Source organism: Microvirga terrae, assembly GCF_013307435.2.
Taxonomy (GTDB): Bacteria; Pseudomonadota; Alphaproteobacteria; order Rhizobiales; family Beijerinckiaceae; genus Microvirga; species Microvirga terrae.
Genome location: NZ_CP102845.1, coordinates 3,177,949 through 3,197,791 on the forward strand (window position 1 = coordinate 3,177,949; position 19,843 = coordinate 3,197,791).

Annotated in this window: 18 protein-coding genes; 7 read left to right on the forward strand and 11 right to left on the reverse strand. The window is 65.9% G+C overall.

The window, feature by feature from the left end:
* The first annotated feature begins 73 nt into the window (after nt 1-73).
* From pflB to HPT29_RS14970, 4 genes are all read left to right on the forward strand, one after another.
* Nucleotides 74-2,407: a formate C-acetyltransferase gene (pflB, locus tag HPT29_RS14955; RefSeq protein WP_173946807.1), complete on the forward strand. Its 2,334-nt coding sequence runs from the start codon at nt 74-76 to the stop codon at nt 2,405-2,407.
* An 11-nt stretch (nt 2,408-2,418) separates the two neighbouring features.
* Nucleotides 2,419-3,240 carry a pyruvate formate-lyase-activating protein gene (gene pflA / locus HPT29_RS14960; protein ID WP_173946806.1) on the forward strand — a complete coding sequence of 274 codons (822 nt, stop codon included), beginning with the start codon at nt 2,419-2,421 and terminating at the stop codon, nt 3,238-3,240.
* A 9-nt stretch (nt 3,241-3,249) separates the two neighbouring features.
* On the forward strand, nt 3,250-4,818 hold the full coding sequence (locus tag HPT29_RS14965; protein WP_173946805.1) for an aspartate:alanine exchanger family transporter: 1,569 nt from the start codon (nt 3,250-3,252) through the stop codon (nt 4,816-4,818).
* 148 nt (nt 4,819-4,966) lie between these two features.
* On the forward strand, nt 4,967-6,400 hold the full coding sequence (locus HPT29_RS14970) for a porin (protein ID WP_173946804.1): 1,434 nt from the start codon (nt 4,967-4,969) through the stop codon (nt 6,398-6,400).
* A gap of 42 nt (nt 6,401-6,442) precedes the next feature.
* Here HPT29_RS14970 and HPT29_RS14975 read toward each other — a convergent pair whose 3' ends face one another.
* Nucleotides 6,443-7,522 carry an AraC family transcriptional regulator gene (locus tag HPT29_RS14975; RefSeq protein WP_173946803.1) on the reverse strand — a complete coding sequence of 360 codons (1,080 nt, stop codon included), beginning with the start codon at nt 7,520-7,522 and terminating at the stop codon, nt 6,443-6,445.
* A gap of 320 nt (nt 7,523-7,842) precedes the next feature.
* Here HPT29_RS14975 and trhA point away from each other — a divergent pair, with 320 nt between their 5' ends.
* Nucleotides 7,843-8,496 carry a PAQR family membrane homeostasis protein TrhA gene (trhA, locus tag HPT29_RS14980; protein ID WP_173946802.1) on the forward strand — a complete coding sequence of 218 codons (654 nt, stop codon included), beginning with the start codon at nt 7,843-7,845 and terminating at the stop codon, nt 8,494-8,496.
* 81 nt (nt 8,497-8,577) lie between these two features.
* Here trhA and HPT29_RS14985 read toward each other — a convergent pair whose 3' ends face one another.
* The 4 genes from HPT29_RS14985 to HPT29_RS15000 all read right to left on the reverse strand — a co-directional run bounded on the left by HPT29_RS14985 (nt 8,578) and on the right by HPT29_RS15000 (nt 13,129).
* Complete coding sequence (locus HPT29_RS14985) at nt 8,578-8,901, reverse strand: hypothetical protein (RefSeq protein WP_173946801.1); 324 nt, start codon at nt 8,899-8,901, stop codon at nt 8,578-8,580.
* 63 nt (nt 8,902-8,964) lie between these two features.
* Nucleotides 8,965-9,396: a response regulator gene (locus tag HPT29_RS14990; protein ID WP_173946800.1), complete on the reverse strand. Its 432-nt coding sequence runs from the start codon at nt 9,394-9,396 to the stop codon at nt 8,965-8,967.
* A gap of 160 nt (nt 9,397-9,556) precedes the next feature.
* Nucleotides 9,557-10,534 (reverse strand): alpha/beta fold hydrolase, encoded by a 978-nt coding sequence (locus HPT29_RS14995; RefSeq protein ID WP_173946843.1) that lies wholly within the window; start codon nt 10,532-10,534, stop codon nt 9,557-9,559.
* A 264-nt stretch (nt 10,535-10,798) separates the two neighbouring features.
* Nucleotides 10,799-13,129: a putative bifunctional diguanylate cyclase/phosphodiesterase gene (locus tag HPT29_RS15000; protein WP_173946799.1), complete on the reverse strand. Its 2,331-nt coding sequence runs from the start codon at nt 13,127-13,129 to the stop codon at nt 10,799-10,801.
* Between the two features lie 1,286 nt (nt 13,130-14,415).
* Between HPT29_RS15000 and rnk the strand changes: the two genes are divergently transcribed.
* Nucleotides 14,416-14,856, forward strand: a complete 441-nt coding sequence (rnk, locus tag HPT29_RS15005) for a nucleoside diphosphate kinase regulator (RefSeq protein WP_173945036.1) — start codon at nt 14,416-14,418, stop codon at nt 14,854-14,856.
* Nucleotides 14,857-14,879: 23 nt separating this feature from the next.
* On the opposite strand, the gene HPT29_RS15010 is transcribed toward rnk, so the two are convergent.
* On the reverse strand, nt 14,880-15,734 hold the full coding sequence (locus tag HPT29_RS15010; RefSeq protein ID WP_173945037.1) for a PP2C family serine/threonine-protein phosphatase: 855 nt from the start codon (nt 15,732-15,734) through the stop codon (nt 14,880-14,882).
* 69 nt (nt 15,735-15,803) lie between these two features.
* Between HPT29_RS15010 and HPT29_RS15015 the strand changes: the two genes are divergently transcribed.
* A complete protein-coding gene (locus tag HPT29_RS15015) occupies nt 15,804-16,439 on the forward strand; it encodes a MarC family protein (protein ID WP_173945038.1) in 636 nt (211 codons plus the stop codon).
* A 51-nt stretch (nt 16,440-16,490) separates the two neighbouring features.
* On the opposite strand, the gene HPT29_RS15020 is transcribed toward HPT29_RS15015, so the two are convergent.
* The 5 genes from HPT29_RS15020 to HPT29_RS15040 all read right to left on the reverse strand — a co-directional run bounded on the left by HPT29_RS15020 (nt 16,491) and on the right by HPT29_RS15040 (nt 19,831).
* Nucleotides 16,491-16,994, reverse strand: a complete 504-nt coding sequence (locus tag HPT29_RS15020; RefSeq protein WP_173945039.1) for an RNA pyrophosphohydrolase — start codon at nt 16,992-16,994, stop codon at nt 16,491-16,493.
* Nucleotides 16,995-16,998: 4 nt separating this feature from the next.
* On the reverse strand, nt 16,999-18,117 hold the full coding sequence (locus tag HPT29_RS15025) for a M20 family metallopeptidase (RefSeq protein ID WP_173945041.1): 1,119 nt from the start codon (nt 18,115-18,117) through the stop codon (nt 16,999-17,001).
* A 154-nt stretch (nt 18,118-18,271) separates the two neighbouring features.
* Nucleotides 18,272-18,472: a DUF6894 family protein gene (locus tag HPT29_RS15030; RefSeq protein ID WP_210271867.1), complete on the reverse strand. Its 201-nt coding sequence runs from the start codon at nt 18,470-18,472 to the stop codon at nt 18,272-18,274.
* A 265-nt stretch (nt 18,473-18,737) separates the two neighbouring features.
* Complete coding sequence (ssb, locus tag HPT29_RS15035; protein ID WP_285892592.1) at nt 18,738-19,274, reverse strand: single-stranded DNA-binding protein; 537 nt, start codon at nt 19,272-19,274, stop codon at nt 18,738-18,740.
* A gap of 224 nt (nt 19,275-19,498) precedes the next feature.
* A complete protein-coding gene (locus tag HPT29_RS15040) occupies nt 19,499-19,831 on the reverse strand; it encodes a hypothetical protein (protein WP_173948164.1) in 333 nt (110 codons plus the stop codon).
* Nucleotides 19,832-19,843 lie beyond the last annotated feature (12 nt).

The window sequence follows — 19,843 nt, forward strand, 5'->3', positions numbered from 1 at the left end:
CCCTGCGGGCGCGTGTGAGCGGCCGCTGACCTGTCGCAGGAATGTCCCACGGATGTCGTGGGAGGAGGCCGTCATGCCCGATGAAGCCACTGCCACCCGGAGATACGCCGATACACCGGAGCAACAGGCGGGACAGAAGGCCGGAGCCCGCCCGCGGGCCGACGCCTCCGAGGCCGCTGATCGCACGGAGGGATGGGTTGGATTCGCGCCCGGTCGCTGGCAGAACGCCATCGACGTCCGCGATTTCATTCAGCGCAACGTCACGCCCTACGACGGAGACGAGAGCTTCCTGGTGGCCCCGAGCGAGCGCACGAAGGCCGTCTGGAGCAAGCTGCAGCCGTATTTCAAGGAAGAGATCCGCAAGGGTGTTCTGGACGTGGACGCCAAGACCCCCTCGTCGCTGACCTCCCATGGACCCGGCTATATCGACCGTGACAACGAGGTGATCGTCGGGCTTCAGACCGATGCTCCGTTCAGACGCGCCATCATGCCGTATGGCGGGCTGCGCATGGTCGAGGCCGGGCTGAAGGCGGCCGGCTTCGAGCCGGATCCGATCGTGCACGAGGTCTTCACCAAGTATCGCAAGACCCACAACGACGGGGTCTTCGATGCTTACACGCCGGAAATCATGGCCTGCCGGCGCAGCCATATCATTACGGGCTTGCCCGATGCCTACGGCCGCGGCCGGATCATCGGCGATTACCGCCGGGTGGCTCTTTATGGGACGGACAAACTGCTGGCCGCCAAGCGCGCCGAGCGGGCCCTGCTCGACGCGAAGTGGCCGAGCGACGATGTCATCCGCGAGCGCGAGGAGCTGTCCGAGCAGATGCGGGCTCTGGCCGATCTGGCCGAGATGGGCAAGATATACGGCCTGGACATCACCCGTCCGGCAGCGAACGCCCGCGAAGCTGTGCAGTGGACCTATTTCGGTTATCTCGGTGCCATCAAGGAGGCCAACGGCGCGGCCATGTCGATCGGCCGCATCTCGTCCTTCCTCGACATCTACATCGAGCGCGATCTGAAGAGCGGAGCTTTGGACGAGGCGGGCGCCCAGGAACTCATCGACCAGCTCGTTCAGAAACTTCGCATCGTCCGCTTCCTGCGCACCCCCGATTACGACGCGCTTTTCTCGGGCGACCCCTACTGGGCGACCGAGTGCGTCGGCGGCATGGATCTCAACGGCCGCCCTCTGGTGACCCGGACGAGCTTCCGCATGCTGCACACGCTGACGAATCTCGGCCCGGCGCCGGAGCCCAACATGACCGTGCTCTGGTCGAAACAGCTGCCGGACGGCTTCAAGCGCTACTGCATCAAGGTGTCGGCCGAGACCTCGTCCATCCAGTACGAGAACGATGATCTCATGCGCCCTTACTGGGGAGACGATTACGGCATCGCCTGCTGCGTCTCGGCCATGCGCATCGGCAATCAGATGCAGTTCTTCGGGGCACGGGTGAACCTCGGCAAGTGTCTGCTCTATGCCATCAACGGCGGCCGGGACGAAGTCAGCGGCGAGCAGGTCGGTCCGACCGTAACGCCCGTCCAAGGTGACGTCCTCGACTACGACGACGTCATGGGAAAGTTCGACGCCATGATGGAATGGCTGGCGCGAACCTACGTCCATGCCATGAACTGCATTCACTACATGCACGACAAGTACTACTACGAGCGTCTTGAAATGGCGCTGCACGACCAGCAGATCCTGCGCACGATGGCCTTCGGCATCGCCGGCCTGTCGGTCGTCGCCGACAGCCTGTCGGCGATCAAGCACGCGCAGGTGAAACCCATCCGGCGCGAGGACAGGCTGATCGTCGATTACGAGATTACGGGCGACTTCCCGAAATACGGCAACAACGACGACCGGGTCGACACCATTGCGGCCGATCTGGTCTCCTCCTTCATGAGGAAGATCCGCAAGCATCCGACCTACCGGAATGCCGTTCACACGCAATCCGTGCTCACGATCACGAGCAATGTCGTCTACGGCAGGAACACGGGCAATACGCCGGATGGCCGCAAAGCCGGGGAACCCTTCGCCCCCGGGGCCAATCCAATGCATGGCCGCGACAGCCATGGATGGCTCGCCTCGTGCCTGTCGGTGGCAAAACTCCCCTATGCGGATGCGCAGGACGGGATCAGCTACACCGTGTCCATCACGCCGAGCCTCAACCGTCTCGACCAGGGCGAGAAGATCAAGCAGGCGGTGAAGGTCATGGACACCTATTGCGGCCAGGGCGGGTTCCACATGAACCTCAACGTCCTCAATCGGGACACCCTGCTCGACGCCATGGAGCATCCCGACAAGTACCCGCAACTGACCATTCGGGTCTCCGGCTACGCGGTCAACTTCGTGCGCCTCACGAAGGAACAGCAGATGGATGTGATCAGCCGGACATTCCACGGTGAGTGAGGCGTGACGTCATGGCCGATGAGTCCTGGGCCAAGAGCCGGTACGACCTGCAGCAGGCGCGCTCCCCGGACGCACCTGACACGGCCTCGTTCAACGACCCTCGGGGCGACGTCGGGTGGATTCACTCGTACGAGACGGGATCCACCCTCGACGGGCCGGGAATCCGGGTCGTGGTGTTCATGAGCGGCTGCCTGCTGCGCTGCCTGTATTGCCACAATCCGGATACATGGCATCTCAAGGACGGGACGCGGGTGTCGTTCGAGCGCGCCAGAACCGCGCTCGAAGCTTACGCGGCGCCGCTGCGTGCCATGGATGGCGGGTTGACGATATCGGGTGGGGAACCCCTCGTCCAACTGCACTTCACCAAGCGGCTCTTCGCGGCCGCCAAGGGGATGGGCCTCCACACGGCCCTGGATACGTCGGGCTTCCTCGGCGCGCGGGCCGATGACGAGTACCTGCGCCAGGTGGATCTCGTGCTGCTCGACATTAAATCCTGGGATCCGCAGACCTACCGCCGGGCCGTGGGCCAGGACATCAAGCCGACCCTGCAATTTGCGGAGCGGCTGGCGGCCCTCGGCAAGCCGGTCTGGGTCCGGTTCGTCCTCGTCCCGGGGCTGACCGATGATCCGGACAATGTCGAGGGCATCGCCCGGTTCGTCGCCCCGATGCGCAACGTTGAGTGGGTCGAAGTCCTCCCGTTCCATCAGATGGGTGCCTTCAAGTGGAACGCCATGGGCCTGAACTACGAGCTCTCCGATACGCCCTCCCCGTCGCCCGCGCTGGTGGAGAGGGTCCTGAACCAATTTCGCGATGCCGGCTGCCGCGCAAGATGAGGGAAACCGATGGTCGATATCGTCCGCACACTGCTTGAAGCCTCGCCTCTGCTGGCGCTGTTCCTCGCCATTGCGACCGGCTATGCGCTCGGACAGATCTCGATCGCCGGCGTCTCCTTCGGGGCCGGTGCGGTGCTGTTCACCGGATTGATCATCGGGGCCATCGCTCCGAAGTCGGCGCCTCCCGGACTGGTTGGCACCCTCGGCCTCGTCATGTTCGTCTACGGTGTCGGCATCCAGTACGGGCCGCAATTCTTCTCAAGCCTCAAAGGACCCGGCCTCAAGTACATCGCGCTGTCGGCCGCGGCGGTGATCGCCTCGCTCATCGTCGCGATGTCGCTCGCCGGCCCGCTCGGCATCTCGATAGCAACGGCGGCCGGATTGTTCGCAGGCTCCGGCACCAGCACGCCGACCTTGCAGGCCGCCCTGGCGGCTGCGGGCAACCAGGATCCGGCCATCGGCTACTCGGTTTCCTATCCGTTCGGCGTCGTCGGGCCGATCATCCTGATGACCATCATGGCCGCCTGGGTCAAACCCACGTTCAAGGCCCCGTCCCAGAGCGTCCGAGTGGCCGAGCTGACCCTCGAATCCGCCTGCGAGGATCGGACGGTCGAGGAGGTCTCCGCAATCCTCCCATCGGACCTGAAGATCGTCGCGGTCCGTCAGCATCACGTGAATGCACCGCCGATTGCCGGAACGAGGTTGCACGAAGGCGATGGATTGCTGCTGGTCGGCAACCCGGCCAGCATCGAGAAGGCGAAGGCGGCCGTGGGCTACGAGGAACCCGGGCGCATCAGCCGCGACCGGGCCAATTACGACGTGGCGCGGGTCTACGTGTCGAAGGCGGCCTTCGTCGGCAAAGGCGTCCACGATATTCCGCTTCCGGATTTTCCCGTCGTCATCTCCCATGTCCGCCGGGGTGACGTCGACATCATGGCGTCGTCCGACCTGACGCTCGAGTTCGGCGACCTGCTGGTGGCGGCGGTCCCGTCGAACCGGAAGGCAGACCTCCAGCGTCACTTCGGCGACAGCGTCAAGGGCAACGCCGAGCTGTCCTTCGTGTCGGTCGGCGTCGGGATCGCGCTCGGTCTCCTGCTGGGAATGATTCCCGTGCCGCTGCCGGGGGGCGGTACCTTCAGCCTCGGCGTCGCCGGCGGTCCCCTCGTCATGGCGTTGGTCCTGGGCTGGCTCGGTCGCACCGGCCCGATGGGCTGGCGGATCCCGGTCGTCGCCAATCTGGTCCTGCGGAATCTCGGCCTGTCGGTGTTCATCGGCTCCGTCGCCATCGGGGCAGGCAGCCCGTTCGTCCAGACCGTGGCTACCAACGGTGTCCAGATCCTCCTTGGCGGTGCGCTCGTTCTTCTGACCCTCGTGTTGATCGTGCTGGTGGTCGGCTACCTGTTGCGCATACCCTTCGATGATCTGCTCGGCGTTTGCGCCGGCTCGACCGGCAACCCTGCCATCGTGGTTGCGGCGGGACGCCTCGCTCCGACCGAGCGGACGGACATCGGTTATGCGATCTGCTTCCCGAGCATGACCATCGTCAAGATCATCGCCGTTCAGGTTCTGCTGAGTTGAGACGAGCCCTCGACATGATGCCGGCCGGCCACACCGGGTTGGATTTGGGCGCTGCCATGGAGCCGTCCGTCGCGGTCTGCTTGACGGTACCGCTCGCGTCTGCACAATCTTTCATCATAGGGCTGGGCTTTGTCGTGGAGCGTGTATCATGGCGTCTGTGCGAACCCTGTTGCTTGGATGCGCGGCGATCCTTTCCGGCGGAGCGCAGGCCGCCGATCTGCCGGCCAAGACCGCAGCTCCGGTCGACTATGTCCGGGTCTGCTCCACTCATGGCAACGGGTTCTTCTACATCCCCGGCACCGAAACCTGCCTGCGCGTCGGCGGGCGTGTGCGGGCCGAGTACGCCTATATCGAACCTGCCGACCGGGAGGACGACTCCATCGGGTTCCGCGGCCGCGGCCGCATCAACCTAGATGCGCGCACCGCCACCGAATATGGCATGCTGCGCACCTACATCCGCTTCGAGCTGACCCACAACACCGGCGTCTATGGCAGCGACAGCGCCCTCGTGAAGCAGGCCTTCGTCCAGTTCGGCGGCCTGACGGCCGGTCGTGCGGTGTCGTTCTTCACGAGCCCGGACCTGCCGGCCCCGAACTTCGGTGACCTGCGCTTCGACGACCCCGCGAACGCCGAGGTGAACCTTCTGGCCTACACATTCTCGTTCGGCAACGGCCTCTCGGCCACCCTGTCGCTCGAGGACGGGATCGGCCGCCGGATCAACAACGAGCTTGATTTCCCCCTGTTCGGAGTTGGTTCGACCTCGGTCTTTGCGCCGATCGCCTCGACCTACGCGGGCGAGATCGTGCCGGATGTGGTGGCCAACATCCGCTACAAGGGTACCTGGGGCGAAGTGCAGCTGTCGGGCGCCCTGCACCAGATCCGCGACGTGGCGGCGGGTCTCACGACGGTCGACGGCGTGACCACGCCCGTGATCAACCCGATCACGGGACTGCCCAATCCGACCCATGCGGACACGGATTACGGGTTCGCCCTGGCGGCTCTCGGCTACGTCAACGTGCCTGCCCTCGGGGTTGGCGATACCGTCTGGATGATGGCCACCTACACGGATGGCGCGATCGGCTATCTCAACACCGGACAGACCAGCGCGATCAGCAACGGCTTCGTCAGCGCCGGCTCGCTGGCGATGCCCTTCACGGATGCCTTCGTGGATATCTTCACGGGCGAGTACAAGACCAACAAGGCCTATGCCATCGCCGGCGGCCTCAACCACAACTGGAGCCCGACCTGGCAGACGAACGTGTTCGGCTCCTGGATGCGCTTCGATGCGCCCGGTGTCGCGCAATACGTGGTGCCCACGACGGTCGCGACGCTGGCCAATGGTTCGGCCGGCACCACGACGGGCCTCGTCGACTTCGACGAGATTCGCGTCGGCGCCAACGTGATCTGGACGCCGGTGAAGGATTTCCTCATCGGTGTCGAGGCGCTCTACATCCGGGTCGATCCACGCGAGCGGATGGCGATTCCGCTCACGACCGCTTCCGGCGAACCGACCGGCACCTTCCGGCCGACCGGTTCGGAGGATGCATGGGAAGGCCGCCTGCGCGTGCAGCGCGACTTCTGAGCGACGACCGTCCGTTCCCTACCGATCGATCGTTCATCAGCCTCAATGGCCATCGCCGCGCCAGGCGGTCGGCGTCTGGCCAGACCAGCGCCGGAAGGCGCGGGTGAAGGCGCTGGCCTCGGAATAGCCAAGGGCGGCGGCGATCTGGGAAAGCGGCACCTGCGTGTCCGTCAGCAATTGCCGGGCGATCTCGAACCGGATCTCGTTGGTGATCGCCCTGTAGCCCATGCCGCTGTCCTTCAGGCGGCGGCTCAGGGTGCGGCGATGCATCGCCAGGAGATGCGCGATGTCGTCGGCCGAACAGTGATTGCTGGTCAGCCGCGTGCGCAGCAGCCGCCGGATGTCATCGGAGAAGGCCGAGTCCGGAGCCCCCTTCATCTGCTGGATTCGCTGCTCCAGCATGGCCCGCAAGACCGGATCGGCTCCGGCGATCCGGATCTCCAGGTCACGGGCCGGGAAGACGATCGTGGCGCTCTCCTGGTTGAACCGGACGGGCGCGCGGAAATGCCGACGGTAGGGCTCCTGATCCGCCGGGGCGGCCCGGGGCAGAAGAACCTCGCTCGGGTTCCATTCGGACCCGCACAGGGCCCGCAGGGCATTGACCGACACCGCCAGCGACCCGTCCGAGATCTGGCCGGCACTCTGGGCCTCGGGCTGGTAGACCGAGAAGGTGAACAGGGCCGTGTCCCCGACGATCGTGAGCGACGGGACGGCGCCCCGGTTCTGGATGCTCAGGTTGGAGACGAGCCCACGCATGGCGTCACCCACCGTGTCCGACTGCTGCATCAGGCGGCCGACCAGTCCAAGCGACAGGATCGTCGCGCGCTGGCCGACGAGCAGCCCGAAATGGGGACAGTTCGTGCGGCTCACGCTGAGGGAGAGCAGCCGGCCAAGGGCCGCGTGCGGGATCACGTTCGCGCCATCCTCGAACAGGCGCGGGTCGAGCCCGGCCTCGCGGATGATCGGATCAGGGTCAAGGCCGAACTCGCGCAACATCGGTTCGATTTCCCGGGCCACCCCAAGATGGATATAGCCCGGAGGAAGGGTCCGCCCGCCGGATGATGCATCTCGCGAGACCGGCATGTGGATGCCTGAAGACGGAAACACGACTTTCCCGGCCATCGTGAGCTCCTTCGCAGAGTCCCCAGAGCCCTCCGGCACCGCACAGCGAACGAAGCCGGCCCCATCACCTTAGTCTGCGGCATACTAACATAGATTAACGTTAGGTCACCAGCACGCCGGCCTCTTAGCGGGTGCAAATCCCCCTGGGGAGGCTGTTACCGGCCGAGGTGGCTCGGGAGAAAGCCGGGCTGCAAGGCTGTCGCAGGCCCTGGCTCCGGAGTGCGGCGGCACTACAATTTTGGTTCGATGGTCCGACCACTAGGCCGGACCGAGTATGGACGTCCTGCTCTGTGGGCGTCGCCTGCGCCAACCTTCCAAGGATGACGGCTTTGAGATGGGACTATGACGTGAAGGAGATCATTGCCGATGGCATCGTGCATGTTGTCGGCGTGACGATCGGGGTTGTCTCCATCGCGGCGCTGCTCGTCGTGGCGGCTCCCGCCGTCGGAGCCTGGGAGTTCACGTCCCTGCTCATCTACGGGATCGGTCTTCTGACGGTGCTCACCGTCTCGGCGCTCTACAACCTCTGGCCGGTCTCGCCCGTCAAATGGATGCTGCGGCGGTTCGACCATTCGGCCATTTACCTCCTGATTGCCGGCACCTATACGCCGTTCATCACGCAGATGAAGGCAAGCGCCGAATCCCTGGCGCTGCTGGCCGGCGTGTGGCTCACCTCCATGGTCGGCATCACGCTCAAGCTCCGATTCCCGGGACGCTTCGACCGCCTTTCGATCCTGCTCTACCTGCTCCTGAGCTGGAGCGGCGTCATGGCTTACGAATCGGTGTTCGGCACCCTCCCCGCCTCGACCCTCTGGCTTCTCGCCATCGGGGGCATTCTCTACACGACCGGCGTGGTGTTCCATCTGTGGGAGAGCCTGCGCTTTCAGAATGCGATCTGGCACGCCTTCGTTCTCGTTGCCGCCGGCTGCCATTATGGCGCCGTGCTCGACTGCCTGGTGCTCGCGCGGGCCTGACCGGCCCGCCCGTTGCGGCGCGGGCCGCTCCTTGCAACGGCCGTTCCCGGCATCAGCCCCGTCACTACCGGACGTCTGTCCTCATTGCTCGGTGAAGAAGGTGAGGACAACCTTGCCCTTGTCGCTGACGAGGCACACGAAGCGGTTCGGCTTGTCGCTCTTCTCCCGCTGAAGATAAGCCTCGCCCATGACCACCATGCGGATCGGCGTATCCTCCACCCGGGTGGCTGCCTTCGAGATGGCCAGCGACTCCATGTCGAAGGTCAGGTGTTCGAGGGACGGCGAGCGCTCCTTGAGAGCCGCCAGCCCGGAGAGTCGACAGGCCTCGACCTCCGCTGGCGCCTGAGCGAGAGACGAGGTGGTCATCAGAATGGAACCGGCGAGAGCGGCGAGACCATAGCGCATGGATGTTTCCTTCCTGGATGTCGATGGGACCGGACCCGGGTCCGGCAATTGCGGGCCTGACGGTTACGGGGCCGTTTTTTCCTGTGCGGCCAGATGCACTTCGCCGACCATCTGGGACAGGCGGTAGGGCTTGGGGAGGAAGCGAGCGCCGGCCGGGATGCGGTCACCGTGGCACCTTCGCGAACGCCCGGAGGCCAGGACGACCGAAAGGCCGGGCTGTGCCTTGAGTGCTCTGTGAGCGAGGTCGCAGCCGTCCCGTCCTCCCAGGTCGATGTCCGTGAACAGGACGTCGATCACCTCCTGGCCGAGGATGACCTCCGCTTCCTCGGCGCTGGCGGCGGTCAACACCAGGAACCCGGCATCCTCCAGGGCTCCCGCCGCCGCAGCGCCGATCATCAGATCATCTTCCACCACGAGAATGCAGATTGGGCCCGCCTCATAGCCCGTGTACTCGGGTTGGGAGGCTCTCGACCAGCGTGTCGGGATCAGGTTCATGCGACGCCCTTTCCTTTCGGAGTTCGGCTGGCTAACTCCGAAAGGAAAGGCGGCGTTCACACCCGATCGGGACTTCCGCTCGACATGGTGAGCGCTCCGTTAACGGCTGCCGTCGCGGGGCGGCGCACGGCGGTGCGGGCCGGAACGATCCTTGCCGGGATCAGAAGGCCCACATCCGGGCGGATTGCTGGGCCGTGCGGTCGATCGCATCGGCGACGGCCCCCGAGGACAGGTGATGGATCATGTGCCCAAGGCCGGGCAGGACAATGAACTCGCTGTGCGGCAGTTCCCGGTGCAGACGTGCCGATTGGCGGCCCACATCGGCGATCTGATCGTCGGCGCCCGTGATGATCGTGAGCGGCACCCTCAGTTCGGCATAATACCGTTCCAGGTCCATCGCCGACGGCGGCATGAGAGCGGCATCCTCGGCGGCTGCGCGAAGCTGCAGGGGCCGCAGCATCAGCGCCTTCGGGAACTCGCGCTCGAAGCGCTCCGGCACCGGCGCCGGCTGGAACACGCGCTTGATCATGCCCGGAAGGATGGCTCGTGCCACTGGCGGCGAGACGGTGTAGCGCATGACATCGCCGACCAGGGGGATGGCCGGCGGCGAGAGCAGGAACGTGTCCGCCCGCAGGGTCGGGTAGTAGTAGCCCGAGCCCAGGACGAGGCCACGGACAAGTTCGGGGGATTCGAGCGCGAGGGCCACCGCGACCAGGGTGCCCCAGGAATGTCCGTAAACCACCGCCTGCTCGACCCCCAGCCGGGCCAGGGCGCTCCTGAACAGCCGGGCCTGGGCCCGGGGCGTCCAGAGCTGCCGCGGCCGCGCGCTGTAGCCATAGCCGGGACGGTCGATGACGATGACCCGGTACCGGTCAGCGAGTCGGTCCACGAGGCCGCTGACGGTGAAATCCTGGATCATGGTGCCGTTGCCGTGGATCAGCACCAGCGGGCTGCCCCGCCCGCGGTCGATGTAGTGCAGGCGCACGCCGTCCACGTCGAGAAAACGGCCGATCGGCGGGTACCGGCGCTCGGCCTCCTGGGCCCGCCGGCGGTTGTAGAGGGCCGCTGCTCCCAGAGCGGCGGCGCTCGCAAGCGCAGGCACGAGCCAGCGCGGTGCCCTGCCAGCGCCCCCTGTCATCGACCCGCGGGCATTGTCCGGCTTCCGATCCGGCCCGTGGGAGGCCGGATCCTGATCACGCACCGGGTCCGGCATGACGGTCCGATCACCGTCATAGCCATGACGGCCGGATGAGTTCAGGTCGACGGCTGTCTCCACGATGCGCATCCGCAATCTCCGTTCTGCTTGCAGACGGGGAACGCCCGGGGCGGGAAAGGGTTGCTGCACCGCAAAAAGGGCCAGCCCCCTGGGCTGATGGCGACGCTGAACGGGATGGCGCAGCCGCTACGCCACGGCGCGGGACGACTCGTCCCGCTTCCTCGCCAGCGGCTTCGGGACGTCCGCGATGAAGGATGCAATGGCCTCGCGGGACATGGGCTTGGCGATGAGGTAGCCCTGGGCCTGGGAGGCGCCGGCGAGACGCAGGGCATTGAGTTGCTCCTCCGTCTCGACCCCTTCGGCCGTCGTGCTCATGTTCAGGTCCTTGGCGAGGCCGATGGTCGCCTTGATGATCGCGCGGCTGTCCGCGGAGGTCAGCATGTTGCGCACGAAGGACTGGTCGATCTTGATCTTGTCGAACGGGAAGCTGCTGAGATAGCTCATCGACGCGTAGCCGGTGCCGAAATCGTCGAGCGCGATGGAAACGCCGAGCGCCTTGAGCTTCTTGAGCGCCGCCGTGGCCTCCTCGGTGAGCTTGACGGATTCCGTGATCTCCAGGACGAGGCGGTGGGCCGGCAGGCCGGAGATCTCCAGGGCGGTGCGGACGCTCGCCACCACATCCCGGCTGCGGAACTGCACGGGCGAGAGATTGATCGCCACCTTCAGCGGCTGCGGCCAGGTCATGGCCGTCGTGCAGGCCTCCTCGAGAATCCAATCGCCCATCGGGCCGATGAGGCCTGATTCCTCGGCCGTGGGGATGAACTGCAGCGGCGAGATCATGCCCTTGGTCGGGTGCTTCCAGCGCGCCAGCGCCTCGCAGCCCCACATCTGGTTCGTCGCAAGGTCGAGGATCGGCTGATAGAACAGGTCGAGCTCCTTGTTCTCCAGAGCGGCCTTGAGCGCCCCTTCGAGGGCGCGGCGTTCCGCCCGCGCGTCCTTGATGCCGGAATCGAAGATCCGGTAGCTGCAGCTGGAATCCGACTTCGCCGCATAGAGCGCGATGTCGGCGGCCTTGAGGATCTCGTTGGAGGTCTTGCCGTCGGTCGACGCGATGGCGATGCCGATGGAGAGCCCGACTTCGATCTCCGTGTTGCCGGCCGTGCACGGGATCCGCATGGCCGACTGGATGGCCGTCGCGAGATCGATGGCCTGCTGGCGGTTGCGGATCGGCCGCTGGATGATCGCGAACTCGTCGCCGCCGATGCGCGCGATGAGGTCGGTCTTCCGCAAGCGCTCGCGCAGGCGCCGCGCCACGGCCTGGACGATCTCGTCGCCGACCGCGTGGCCGAAGCTGTCGTTGATGTCCTTGAACCGGTTGAGGTCGACGAGATGCAGCGCGAAGTCCGTGCTCGATCGCTGGGACGCGAGGAACGTCCGCTTGAGATCTTCGACGAACTGGAACCGGTTGGGAAGCTTGGTCAGCACGTCGTGCCGCGACAGGTAGCTTTCGCTCGCCGCACGCAGGATGCCGGTTCGCACATGCCGGAGGCCGAGCAGCGTGGCGGCCTCGATTCCGATATCCATCAGATAGGCGAAGAACGCGACCACGCGGCTCTCGAGGCGCCGTCCGGCCATCATCTCCGCGACCGTCCGGCTGACCGCGAGGCCGGCCGGATAATGGGCGAGCGGATGGAGAGCCATGACGCGCTCCTTCCGGTCGATCCAGCTGACGTCGCGGATGAGAGTCGGGATGTTCTTGGCGATCAGGCGCTGCAGCGGGGTGTTGGGCCTCCACACCCGCCGGCCGAGCGCCCTCTCGGAAACCGGGCAATGCGCCAGGATGATGCCGTCGCGGCGATAGAGCGTGATTGCCTGGGAGTGTGTGCGAAGGTGATCCTTGAAGATCCTCTCGAAATGATCGAGGTCGATCGTGGCCACGATGACGCCGAGAAAATTGCCGTCGGCATCCAGGATCTTCCGGGCCAGCGAGAGAACCTTCTTGTCCATCGCCCGGATTCTCATCGGCTCGCCGAGATACAGGGTCAGGGCCGGCTCGGTCGCGAGCGCCCGGTAATAGGACGTGTCCTTCAGATAGATCGGATCGGACATGGGGCGCGGCGTCGAGGAGCCGACGATCCTTCCGCGGGCATTGACGAGGTCGATCCGGACGAGTTGGGGCAGCGAGTGGCACGCGCCCACCAAGGTGGCCTTGGTCGTCTGCGCGGCGGCGAAACCGTCGAACTCGTGCGCCTGGAGGCAGGCCTGCGGGATGCGGCTGACCACGTCGCGCAGAACGTTCTCGGTGGACTGGAAGACTCCGTCCGTCCGCTCCTGGAGCGCGAGCGCGAGGTTCGTCAGATCGGCCTCGGCCTGCGCGAGATCGTCGTTGTACCCGCGCACGAAAAGAAAGAACGCGCCGAGGATCCCGGCCACCGCCGTCACGATGCTGAGAGAGATGATCACATAATCCGGCACAACGGGCTTCGATTCATTCCACGCGACGCTCTCCGTCACCATTCGGCACGAGTTGTCGTTATTCCGTTAATGCCGACAGGAATTCTGTCCGTTAGACGAAAAAAGCAAAGCTTCGTTCGGAACGGACGCGCTGCTCTCATGGCCGGCACCCTCTCCCGTTTTCCAACGGCCGTTTCTTGACCCCCGCTCGTCCTGACACCCACCACGTCATGGCCACCCTCCGCCCGTCATGGCACCCATCACGTCATGGCCGGGCTTGTCCCGGCCATCCCGATTGGAAGAGCAGTGTGCCTTACGGGTCGGGATCACCGGCACAAGGCAGGTGATGACGTGGCAGGGTCTGTGCAACGATGTGTTCTCACTTTGTTCTTGACAGGGGTGCCAAGCTAAGCTATATCGTTGGACAGATCGGTTCCTGCGAGGGGCGCGCTCGCGAGGCGTCGCAAGTGTGGGAGCCGGCACGGTCCTGCGACAGGCTTCGCACCCCTGGGCGCGCAGGAGGCCGACCTTGGGCTCCGTCCAGCTGGTCCGCCTGAAAAGAACCGTGCGCGACGAGCAGCTTGGCTCTCGCTTATCACCTCAGACATCGAGCCGGGCTGCCACTCGCGCCACCCTCGATCATCCTGACAGGCTCGCAGCGCAAGCTGCGGGCCCACAGGTGCTGCTCTTTGACAGCGCACAGATCAACTCACCGTCATCCGACCCTGCCACGTCATGGCCGGCCTTGTGCCGGCCATCCCGATCGGAAAAGCGCCTCACCTCAAGCAATCGAGATCACCGGGACAAGCCCGGTGATGACGTGGTGGCTGGCCGGCACAGGCGGAGGATGGGATCACGGGAGGGCGCCGTCCCATGACCGGAGGCCTGTGAGTGTGGGACCAGCGATTGCGACGACTGCCGCGCAGCCTTGCCGTCATTTGACAAAGCCCGCCGGGTGTAGGAGCCTCCCCGGGTCATGTTGAGCTTCTTAACGCACCGTCGCGGCCTGCATCGGGCAGGCAACCTCATCGCGGGCCATTAGCCCCGAGCTCAACGCGCGTCGGCGTTCCGGGCTCGGGGCGCTTCAAGACAGCTGCGCATCCGGACATCCTGTGAGGCAGAACGCCGGCTCCTCCGGCGCCACGCCGCGTCATCGCCGTTCAGGTCCTGGATCCCGTTGAAAAGCCGAATCCCGTCCGCGCCGCCAGTCACCAGGGCTCCTCGTCGTGGCGCGCCGTGAGGCCTCCACCCACACGACGCGCCATGCCCCTCACCAGCCAACGGGATCCCTGATCCCGGCTCCGCCGCAGCATCCCGCTCTGCGGCATCCTCAAATCCAGGAGACACCCATGACCAGAAAAGCATCAGCCGGCGCAAAGCCGCGGATCACCCTGACCTCGTCCGATTTTGAGAAGCTGTCGACCCTCGCCGAGGCGGCCAAGCACACCATGCCGGAGGTGGCACGGGACCTGAGCGCGGAGCTCGACCGGGCACATGTTCTTGCGGAAGGGAGGCTCCGCCCCGACGCGGTTCATATGGGCTGCACGGTCGATTTCCGGGACGACACGACCGGGCGGGTGCAGACCGTCACCCTGGCCTATCCGCATGAAGCGGACATCTCGAAGGGGAGGATCTCGGTGCTGACGCCGATCGGAACCGCCCTGATCGGCCTGCCCGTCGGGCAGTCCATCGGCTGGACGACGCGCACGGGCGAATCGCGGCGCCTGACGGTGCTGCAGGTCGCAAACCCCGGCGTGGCGGAGGCCGTCCCGGAGCGGGAGGCCATCTGACCCGGGCAGGGACGACAACCGGACTAGGCCCTCAGCAGGATCGCCGTCGCATCGTCGCTCGCCTTGAACCGGGGATAAAGCCGGCCGTCCGGATCGCGCTCCGTCTCGATCTCGCGCGCCAGGGTCACGAGAGGTTCGAGTCCGGACGACAGGGCGGCCGCCATGAGGGCCGGTGCGTCCATGGCCCGATAAAGATCGACGAGGGCCGAAAACCCGTCCGAGGCCAGGAGGATCGCGGTGCCGTCGCGGCACGGCGCCGTCTCGTGCCGCAGCCGGTCGGCGGCGTCAGGATTGAAGCTCAGAAGAGCGGCCGGGATGCCGCTCTTCCGCTGCCGCTCCCGACGCTCGCCGAGCCACGCGAGGAAAACGGGCTCATCGAGGATGGTCGTGGGGCGGGATCCCGCCTGCCCGATCAGCTCCGCCGCCTTGGACGATTCGGCAGCGCGCAGGCCGGGAGCGTCGCCAAGCGTCGCGACGGAGCCGTCGGGCTGCCGGACATAGGCCGTGGTGTCGCCGAAGGTCCAGGCGTCGAGAACGTCGCCCCTGCGGCGAACCAGGGTCATGGCCCCAAGCGGCCAGGTGATGAAATCCTCGTGCCGCTCCCTGGGCGCAACCGCCCGGTAGGCGGTGCGCGCCTCCTCCATCACGTGGCGCAGGAGGGCCACGCCGTCCTGGGCGGCCGGGGCGAGGTTCGAGAGACGCTCGTCGGCGAATGTCGCCAGCCACGCGGCGTCGCTCGTCCCGCGCATGACGGGCGTCGTGCCCGGAAAGATCGAGGTGTCGATCACCCAGGCCCAATCTCCCGAGACGCCGCAGATATCCTCGTTGGGCTTGGCCGGGTGGCCCGGCCGGCTGATCCGATCCATAACCGTGAACATCGTCGCATCGCCCCTCGTCAAACCGGTTCGATCACCCCATAAAGCAAAGCTTGCAGGAAGGTCCAGCCGATGCTTCTCGACTACATCTCCGCTGCCCTCGTGACTCTTCTCGTCACCCTCGACCCGGTGGCGCTGGCGCCGATCTTCGTGTCGCTGACACGGGGAATGAACGCCGCGGAGCGCCGCCGCGTTTCCGTGCGCGCCTGCCTGATCGCCTTCGGCATCCTGGCCTTCTTCGGGCTCGGCGGCGAGGTTCTGCTGCGGCTCTTGGGCGTCGGCATCCCGGCCTTCCGCATCTCCGGCGGCCTTCTGCTGTTCTGGATCGCGTTCGAGATGGTGTTCGAACGCCGCAACGAGCGCAAGCAGCACACGGCCGACATCGCCATCACCGAGGACCACATCCGCAATGTCGCGGCCTTCCCGCTCGCCATCCCGCTGATGGCCGGCCCGGGCGCCATCACGGCCGTGATTCTGCTCGCCGGACGGGCGGACGGCAACCTCGTCTATCTGACGGCGCTGCTGATCCTGATTGCCCTTGGCATCCTGAGCTGCCTCGTGGTGTTCTCCGCGGCCGACCGCGTCTCCCGCTGGCTCGGCGTCACCGGCAACGTGGTGCTGACGCGCCTCCTCGGGGTGATCCTCGCCGGGCTGGCGGTGCAGTTCATCATCGACGGCGTGCTGGCGCTGCTCCGTCAGCAGCCCTAGAGCACCGGACCCGGTTTTAGGCCCGATGCTCCGCTCGTTGGAAAGCGCATCTCAGGACGGGGACGCGAACGGCGCGAATTCACGAGCCACGTGCTCGTAGACGGCGCGCTTGAACGGAACTACCAGGTCCGGCAGCCGCTCGAGCCGTTCCCAGCGCCAGGCGCTGAATTCCGGTACGGCGCCGCCCCGGATGCCCCCGACCTCGATCTCGTCGTCGGTGCCCGTGAACCGGAAGGCGGCCCAGCGCTGGCTCTGGCCGCGGAACGGGGACAGGCGGTGCGGCGGCCCGGCATAGGGCGGAAAATCATAAGCGACCCACTCGGGCGTCAGCCCGAGCAGGCTTGCGTTCGTGACGCTCGTCTCCTCCCAGAGTTCCCGCCTCGCCGCCGCCAGAACGTCCTCGCCGTCGTCGACGCCGCCCTGCGGCATCTGCCAGTCGTGTCCCGGCGCGATGATCTCGGGCCCGTCGTCGCGCAGGCGCCTGGCGATCAGGACCAGGCCGTCCCCGTTGAACAGCGCGATGCCCACGTTAGGCCGGTAGCGTGCCTGGGACACGGGCTCAGCGCAGGGTTTCGAGGAGGCGCGTCATGAGCTTCTGGCGCGGCGCGATCGACGAGATCAGGCCGTATTCCTGGAGGGTGTGCGCCCCGTCGCCGTCGATCCCGAGCCCGTCGAGGGTCGGAATGCCCAGGGCCGCGGTGAAATTGCCGTCCGAACCGCCGCCCACGCGCGGTGCCGACACGAGGTCGAAGCCGATTTCGGCGGCCAGGGACTTGGCGTGGTCGAACAGCCTCGACGTCGCCTCGGACCGCTCGTAAGGCGGCCGGTTCATGCCGCCGGTCACGGTGAGCTTGAAGTCCGGGCTGGACGGCTTCAGCCCGAGGATGGCGGCCGTCACGGACTCTCCGTCGGCCACGGTCTCGACCCGCAGATCCACCGGGAAGCGGCAATGCTGCGGAATCGTGTTCACCGCCGTGCCGCCCGACACCATGCCGACCGTTGTGGTGATGCCGCGCCCGTAATCGGTCAGGGCCTCGATGGCCAGGATCTGGCGGGCGGCCTCATAGACGGCGTTGCGCCCGTCCTTGTGGCGCGAGCCCGCATGGGCGGGGCGTCCCTCCACATGCACGTCGAAGCGCCCTACTCCCTTGCGGGCCGTCACGATTTGGCCGCCGTCGCGGGCAGGCTCCGTCACGAGCACAGCGGCCGAGCGGCGGCCGAGATCCTCGATCATCGGTCGGGTGATCGGCGAGCCGATCTCCTCGTCGGGCGTGACCAGGAACACCATGGGCCGTGCCGCGCTGCCCCGGCGGGCCACGTCCTTGAACGCCTCCAGGGCGAACCAGGCGCCGCCCTTCATGTCGTAGATGCCCGGCCCGTAGAGCCGGTCGCCCTCGACCCGCAGGGGGAGATCGGTCTCGACCGTGCCCACAGGATGCACCGTATCGAGATGCGACATGACCAGGATGCCCGGTTCCGACGTCTGCGGGCCGGTCCGCAGGACGAGAACATCCCCCAGGCCCTGCTCGCCGGCGATGCGCTCGACGGCCACCGGCGCGTCCCGCATCTGGGCGACCACGAGGTCCATCATCAGGTTGACCCCGGCCCGGTCGTGGGTCGGGCTCTCGGTGCGGATCCAGGTGAAGAGCGTGTCGAGGGACGGTGAGGAGAGGCTCATGATGTCTTCGTTCTGAATGATCGTCGCGCTGCCTAACCACTCCTCGCCCGAAACATCAAGCCCGAGATGGTCGCGACTGGGCGCGAGGCGGGCCTGAGCGAAGGCCATATGCCGCAAGCACGTGATCCTCTGCCTCGGCTCGTGAGAGGAATTCTCAGTGCTGCGCCACGTTCAGCGGGATTGACAGCAATACCCTGCCCGACTCGTCGACAACCTCGAGCTGCCACCCGCTCCAGTCGACCTCGTCGGCCTCGCCTTCCTGTCTCAGTTCCTGGATGGCCTTGAGCGCCTGATAATGAGCCGCTTCCACATCCGAGACCTCGATCCCAGCCTCGTCGATGATCCGTTCGTGCATGTGCACAAGGTGAAAGTAGCAGTGCACGACAGGAAACCCTGGAAATTTCACTCAACCGACGAGCTTCAGCAGCACCCGGAATCTACCCTTAGATGAGCAGCTTCCATACTATGACGCAAGGTAAGTTTTCAGCATGGCATCGACTTAAAGCTCCAGCGTCAGGACCCGACCGAGGCCGGAGAGGGCACGACATTGCGCCAATCTCCGGCTCGCGGGAGGTTGGGCCGTATTTTCGGACGGCCTTTCCTGCCCGAGTGGCAAATCCCTAGAACGGGATGTCGTCGTCGAGGTCGCTGTAGCGCGAGCCGCCTCCGCCACCGCCGCCGCCATTGCCACCCCCGGAGAAGGAGGGAGCCGGTCTGCGCTCCGTGGGGGAGGCTCGTCCGAAGTCGCCGCCGCGGCTGATCTGGCCCGGCTCGTCGTCGCCGAACTCCGACGCCCCGCCGCCGCCGCGGCTGTCCAGGATCGTCAGCTCGCCCCGGAAGCGCTGCAGCACCACCTCGGTGGTGTACTTCTCCTGGCCGCTCTGGTCGGTCCACTTGCGCGTCTGCAGCTGACCCTCAAGATACACCTTCGAGCCCTTCTTCAGGTACTGCTCCGCCACCCGGGCCAAGTTCTCGTTGAAGATCACCACCGAGTGCCACTCGGTCTTCTCCTTGCGCTCGCCCGTGCCCTTGTCCTTCCAGGTCTCCGACGTGGCGATCCGAAGGTTCACCACAGGCTCCCCGTTCGACAGACGCCGAACCTCAGGGTCCCGCCCCAGATTCCCTACCAAAATCACCTTGTTCACGCTTCCAGCCATGATGGCCTCTCCTCATTCACATGAGGCTGTTCTGGGGCCAAGGGAGCCTGGCGGCAAGCCGGCCCGGAGCTTCTGCACAGCCTGTCCCCAGATTCGATGCCACCCCGGTGAAGGGACCGGGGCCGATAGGACACCCGTCTCCTTTCAGCGGCCAACAGCCAGGATCTCAAAGGCGAAAGCTGCAGAACCCGCCTGCAGCCGCCCCGCCGGTCCCGGAACGAGGGTCAGACCTCGAAGAAGTCGCCGGCATCCACGAATTTCAGGGATTGCCGGTCAAGCTTGGCGATAACGACCGCCTTGCCCTTGCCCGTCCCGTCCGCATCATAGAGCACCTCGCCCGAGGACTTCAGGATGATCCGGTCATCCTTGTCGTGCGCCGCGTTGCCCTTCCAGAACGCCTTCTTGTCGATCTTCACTGGCGCGTCGAAAGATCCCACCTTCTTGCTCAGGTCTTTGAAGACGGCATCGTCCAGATGGATCCTATCGGCCCGGCCATTGAAATCGACGATCCGGTCGATGTGCTTGGCCTTGCCCACCACCGGCGCGGTGTCGAACACGAATGCGTCGGA